The organism is Marinobacter sp. MBR-105 (assembly GCF_053628895.1).
In genome coordinates, this window is sequence record NZ_JBRJHG010000001.1 from 600,323 (window position 1) to 606,322 (window position 6,000).

The 6,000-nt window shown below is 52.6% G+C and carries 7 protein-coding genes; 3 read left to right on the top strand and 4 right to left on the bottom strand.

Annotation, left to right across the window (positions count from 1 at the left end):
* Positions 1-187: 187 nt before the first annotated feature.
* Together ACSSVV_RS02895 and ACSSVV_RS02900 are read left to right on the top strand one after the other, a co-directional pair.
* The gene (locus ACSSVV_RS02895) at positions 188-811 is read left to right on the top strand and encodes a hypothetical protein (protein ID WP_454105527.1); all 624 of its coding nucleotides are present in this window, start codon (positions 188-190) and stop codon (positions 809-811) included.
* Positions 812-844: 33 nt separating this feature from the next.
* Positions 845-979 (top strand): hypothetical protein, encoded by a 135-nt coding sequence (locus ACSSVV_RS02900; protein WP_454105528.1) that lies wholly within the window; start codon positions 845-847, stop codon positions 977-979.
* A gap of 16 nt (positions 980-995) precedes the next feature.
* On the opposite strand, the gene ACSSVV_RS02905 is transcribed toward ACSSVV_RS02900, so the two are convergent.
* The 4 genes from ACSSVV_RS02905 to ACSSVV_RS02920 all read right to left on the bottom strand — a co-directional run bounded on the left by ACSSVV_RS02905 (position 996) and on the right by ACSSVV_RS02920 (position 4,735).
* Positions 996-2,105: an ADP-ribosylglycohydrolase family protein gene (locus ACSSVV_RS02905; RefSeq protein ID WP_454105529.1), complete on the bottom strand. Its 1,110-nt coding sequence runs from the start codon at positions 2,103-2,105 to the stop codon at positions 996-998.
* On the bottom strand, positions 2,105-2,872 hold the full coding sequence (locus ACSSVV_RS02910) for a hypothetical protein (RefSeq protein WP_454105530.1): 768 nt from the start codon (positions 2,870-2,872) through the stop codon (positions 2,105-2,107). The genes ACSSVV_RS02905 and ACSSVV_RS02910 overlap by 1 nt, the downstream gene beginning before the upstream one ends.
* A 14-nt stretch (positions 2,873-2,886) precedes the next feature.
* Positions 2,887-3,216, bottom strand: coding sequence for a hypothetical protein (locus ACSSVV_RS02915; RefSeq protein ID WP_454105531.1), 330 nt, complete (start codon positions 3,214-3,216; stop codon positions 2,887-2,889).
* Positions 3,217-3,349: 133 nt separating this feature from the next.
* Entirely contained in the window at positions 3,350-4,735 is a 1,386-nt protein-coding gene (locus tag ACSSVV_RS02920) for an InlB B-repeat-containing protein (protein ID WP_454105532.1), read from the bottom strand.
* A gap of 585 nt (positions 4,736-5,320) precedes the next feature.
* Here ACSSVV_RS02920 and ACSSVV_RS02925 point away from each other — a divergent pair.
* The coding region (locus ACSSVV_RS02925) for an IS1380 family transposase (protein WP_454105533.1) at positions 5,321-6,000 on the top strand (680 nt) is incomplete at its 3' end.

Below are 6,000 nucleotides of genomic sequence, written 5' to 3' on the forward strand. Positions count from 1 at the left end.
GAAGATTGCGGTGGTCGGCGTGATAAACCGTGATTGAGTAAATTATCGTAAAATCCAGACTACGATATTATCTGACTCCAGAATTTCATAAGGGAACTCGCACCAATGCAGTGCAGAGTTCGGAGCCCCCCCGGTTACCAATTTAGCGCCGGCTTTGTGTTGTTGATCCGAATGGAAGGTTTGAGACGTGCAATCAGACGACGAAATTCGTAATCAGCTTGCCACCGAGGTGAGTCAAGACTATCTGGCCTACATGCTGTCTCAAAACATCCAGAACAGCATTTCGAGCTCACAGCCCAATAACGAAACTCGTCAGAAGTGCCAGCCCCTATCGCCAAAAGAAAGGGACATTCTCAAAGCCGGCGGAGCGAGGTTCACAGACACTGACGGCCTTACCAGCCAAGAAATAACCCGCCGCCAGATCCAGCTGCTCCAGAATGAGGTGCGAGACATCATTCAGCAAGCGCTTACGCTGGACGAGGTAACCCAACGTCTTTCCGAGTCAAAAGAAGCGGTTCGCGGCCTTCTTGCGAGGACACCCCCGGGGCTTTACACGTTTAAGTCTCCCAGCGGAGTGTTGTTATTTCCTCGCTGGCAGTTTATAGAGGAAACCACTCTCCCCCACCTTCAGATCATTTTGCAGAACCTTGGCCCGGGTGTTAACCTGCTTACCCTTAACCGGTTTATGACGACCGAAAACGGCGATCTGCTGCTCGGCAACCGTTGCCTAAGCCCAAGGGATTGGCTCGCCTCAGGCCATGATCCCTCGGAAGTTGAGATACTCGCCAGAGATATCTCCGGGCAGATATGATGAACACCCAGCACTAGATAATGCGGAGGCACCATGAATATGACAGCAGCCCTCATCGGTTATGGAAGCTTTGTCTTGTCGTTACTGGCCATTGGTGTTGTTGGGTATTGGAATGCTGATGCTCTGGAAGCTTGGGCAACCCGGAGGTTTAAAGGCTTCAGGGGCTGACGGGGGACTCAGCGCTTTAGTATCCAGGATACCGCTCCCAAAGCCCATCGCCCTCCATATAAGAATGCCACTCCTGGCACGTCCACAAATCTGAAGCGACAGCCTCTATAACTCCCCGAAGCTCCAGCGGCTCCAGCCACCGCTGCGGAATCACATTGGTGCCGTGCATGGCCCCAAGAACGTTTCCGGTAATGGCGCCGGTAGAGTCTGAATCCCCATCGTGATTCACCGCCAGCACAATGCCCTGCTCGAAGTTCTTCGCCACCAGGGCGCAATAAACAGAAATCGCCAGCGCTTCCTCTGCGACCCAGCCTTCGCCCAGTTCACAGATAGCTGTGTGATGTGGCTTGTCGGAATGGCTGAGCTCGACAGCCTTGTCCAGGGCCGCCAATGTCTCCTCATGACCGCGCTCTGCCACCAGGAATGTCTTGGCGGTAGCCAGTGCATCCAGCAGAGTTTTTTCGTTCAATAGCTCAAAGATCACAATTGCCAGCACACCACCGGTCAGATAACCGCTCGGATGGCCGTGGGTCAGGCCCGCGCACATGCAGCCATCTTCGAATACCCTCTCTAACCCAAAGCTGCCGTTGAAAGAGCGCCAGAATAGCCCCACCGGAGCCACCCGCATCACACCGCCACAACCTTTGCTGTCATTGCCGGCAATTTCCGGAAATCCTGGGTAATCCCGCAGTGCACTCAGGCACGTCATGCCGGGGGCACGCTGGCTGTGTAGCTCTGGCTGCTGAAACAACCAGCCGTCTTTCTCTACAGTTACCGTTCGGCACTCATAACCCTGCGTCGCCAGCCAGCGTAGATAAGCATTGGCAACCGTGTGGTCGAACCCTGCAATGCCTTTACTTACGCCCCGCATTTGCCCTCGCAGCAAACCCTCTGCGGTAAACAGAGTCATTTGCGTGTCGTCGGTAATCTTGCCTTTACCACCGTAGGCTTCGGCATAGTCTGTAATGCCACCCGGGCCGAAGCGATCCAGAATTTGGGCGTGAGACATGAATTCCACAGCAGAACCCAGGGCATCGCCTATGGCGCCGCCCAGGAGGCTAGCAGTGTAGTGATCACTCAGGCTGGCGTCAGAGTCGATAAGAGGTGACCTTTGCGATTGATCCATTATCTTGCGGCATCCTGCGTTGGTAAGGCATTCTCAAGGTAGCGTTTAACTCTCGCTATAACTTCCTCTCTGTATTCACCATGCCCATGCGTGGCCCGCGGATGAGCAATGCGAAAACAAACACTGCCGCCGCCGTGGAACTCCCAAAGTTTCCTGGGTATCACCGGATCAACGTTTTCATAACCGTCGAAATGATCATTGAATAGGCTTCGAATGATCGGATCAATCTGATCGTATCCGGCAGCAAAAATGATGAAGTGCGGTTTGAGCTGTTTGATCTGCGCCGCAAGCAACTGATTTGAGAGCCTGACCACCTCTGAAAGCTCACCGTCCGATCGGTCTATCGGTGACCGACCGTCGTAATCCCAGGCAAAGAGATTGGCGTACACCAGAGCTTTGGGATCCAGATCCAGCTCTCTTGCCAACCGGAAATAATATTGCTTGAAACGGCTGCTCGTCTTGGTAACAACACGACTGCTGGCACTGAGTTCGAGATGATCAAAGTATCGCTCCACGGCCTCAGTAACGATCTCCTTCGTAGCCCCACGCTCATTAGCCTTGATTACGCGTCGAATGGTGTTTTTACCGTTTTTGGTGTTCCAGCCTGCCGTTTCACGCCCGACCAGCATCACCTTCGGCTGGCTTCCCCAATATTCCTCAAAAGGGACCGGCAGAAACACACCCGAGTATTTGTCTTGTGTCAGATCAAAATGCTCAGACTTCACTCCTGCGAGTATTCTTTCATAGTAACTAATCAGTTCTTTCAATGCTCAGCGTCCCGTTAGCTGGAGAGGTGGGTCGATCCATCTGGCAACCACTCAATAGTCATTCCGCCGTTGCCAAGCCGAACGATGCCCTCATTACGCGGGCATTGGTCACATTCGGCACGGTAAACTAGGAAGCTATCGAGCAACTCCATGAGCTGAATTTTGAAACCAGAGCCTGAGATCTGATCGAAAATCTCATCCTCCAGGGTCCATGACGTGCCGCTCAACCGGTTTTCATCATCTGCACAAAAGACTACTTCACCTTTTGAGCCAACGATGTCTCGATGCTGCTCAGCCATCATCGAGAGGCGGGTTTGTTCAAAATCTCCATCGTAATTGGGCATGGCTAATCCTCATCAAACAGTACAGAAGCGTCAGCTTCGCAGTAGTAGTGAAGTTAGACGCTACATCAGCCTTCCGACAAAAAATGTCGCTTTATTCCAATAGCCTGCTTGGAGTGATGGCCCTGGAATCACATTACGATTCCGCACTGCGCTTTTTCAGCGTTTCCAAATCAATTTTGAATATGCGATCAGATACTGACGATCCGGTTCCTTGCTCGACATACACGGCTTCGTCAGTTGGGTATACACCGCTCACCCCACTGAACCTTGCCCCTCCGGTCTGCACAAGTATCATCACCTTACGCCAAGTGCTGCCGTAATCTCTTGAAATCTCCGCATAGCCCTCAAAACCATAATCATTAAAGCGGATAAGATCACCATCGAGCCAGAAACTATTGGTTGGCATAAGATTGCTTACCTGGGACCAGTTTGCTCCACCGTTAACGGTGATGTTATCGCGGACAAATAGCCGGTCAGCTGACTCCGGATCCAGGGCCAACCCCGCTGAGAACAAAAAGTCAGAATTAGACAGTCCAGTTTTGACCGAGAAAAAAGAAGAACCTTGATCCAGAGACTTCCAGAGATTGTTTTCAAAAGGGGCCGAGGCATAGATCACTGCGGGGTCTTCCGGTGAAACCCGAACATGGCCAAGCAACGCATCCGTAGCGCTCCCAGCCGAGATCTCTGAGAGCACACGATCCCAGTTGCCACCTTGGTCGATCGACCTATAAAGCCCGGGCCCCATCACACTGGAGGTAGCCAGAAAAATACCCTCACTGGCATTGAATGCAGCGCCATCACTGAATGACATAGGATTGCCGAATACCGGATCCCTGATAACACCGGTAGACCAGTTAACACCACCATCGGTAGACAGATGATAAACATCCTCCCCACCGGCCATAACAAGATACGGATCCCCGGAGGCGATGCTCACAAAAGCTACTTCACCAGTCAGAACCTGCGTCCAGTTCATACCATCATCATTTGACAACCATAGGCCCGCGTGTCCGTCACCAACAGTCGCCTCCTTTGTAATGGCATAAATCCTTCCAGAAACTATGCGTACGGCCTCAAACCCAATCACAATGCCGTCAGAAGGCATACCAACCTCGGTTATCGTTGGGATGAGCTGGTAGTTCGCAGTCAGCCTGTTGCCTTGGCTGACAATTATCTCGAAATCCGGCTGTTCTGAAACCAAAATGCCGTTGCTATCTGTCCAGCTTACAAACTCATAACCCGCTGCAGGTGTCGCGGTAATCGCAGCAACTTCTCCCTCCCTGTAAGTGCCCCCGCCAGTCAACGTCCCGGCATTAAAAGGGTTAGCAAATACAACTACCTCATACGTCGCTTCTACCGCCGGAGAATTCGATCCCTCGGAATCCCCTGATCCGCCACCTCCACCGCATGCCGAGATTAACGATATTAGACAACCAATAATCAGTAAGTTAAGGGAGCGAATGGAAAAAACTCCTGAGGAGTGCTGGTTATTTTTGGTTGATCTGGCCGATGTCTGCATAGAAGTTCCATTATCTTGGCTATCAATACGATCTCACTGTGAAGACCGTCCCAGGGGTTACGGTTTAGTGTGCAATCGTCACACCCCAAGCCCGGAAGCAAAACCCGGGCCAACCCCAAAAACCATAAATAACAGTCCCGTAAAGCCTCTCAACATTAGACCTGTAAAAAAAACCGACACAACCTTCCGACCTAGGACTCACTAACCTGCATAACTTTGCTACACTAATTCATTAGTATCAGCATCTTTAGCAAGATACACACACAATGGAGCATTTGATGAAAAATGGAATTCTTACAATAGCGACCCTGGCCCTCGTATGGTCTGTTGCAGGTCCTGCCCACGCTCGATGCGTTGGCCCAGTCGTTAACGGGCAGTGCCTTGGCACCAATGTAGGTTCGCCAAGTACAAGCAGTGATCAGCAAGGCACTCAGCACAATTACCGCTCAGGCTCCGGTGCAACCTATCAATACCCTGAATCCGTGACTTCAACGAGCTGAACTCACGCCCAAAGCCTGCAATAACAAGGCTTAGAGCGATATAATAGCATCTGACACCCATTCACCCAGTCAGTGCTTTCGGCTCATGCGTACCTTTACTCTCCAGCAATCCCGGACCGAAGTCTATACACCCAATGGCGGGCTGGCCCTGGTGGGCCATTGCCTGAACCAGCATACATCGCTCACCAAAACCGCCCGCACCATTGCCAAGCGGCACGGTATTCCGAACATTGAACTGATCCGGACCTATCTTGGCCTGATCACGCTGGGCAAGAGTGACTTCGAGGCGGTCGAGCCGGTTCGAACGGACCCATTTTTCAAGTCTGCCCTGGGCATCAAGCAATCGCCATCGTCGGCCCGGTTGCGCCAGCGATTTGATGAAGACGCTCAAGGCCTGACACCCCTGCTGGACGATGCCAGCGTCGAGTTTCTTCAGTCCGTCGAAGCTCCGGTGTCACCTCTGGCGATGGGCCACGTTGCGCTGGATATGGATGTCTTTCCCATGGACAACAGCCAGACCCGCAAAGAGGGTGTCAGCTACACCTACAAGGGTTATGACGGCTATGCGCCGATGGCCGCCTACCTTGGGCAGGAAGGCTGGTGCCTGGGTTGCGAGCTGCGCCCTGGCAGCCAGCACGCCAACAAGGGATTTCTCGATACCCTCAAACGGGTGTTACCCCGGGCTCGATCACTGACGGATAAGCCCATTTTGTTGCGCCTGGACAGCGCACACGATGCCCGTGCCAATCGCGATTTCCTGCGCGA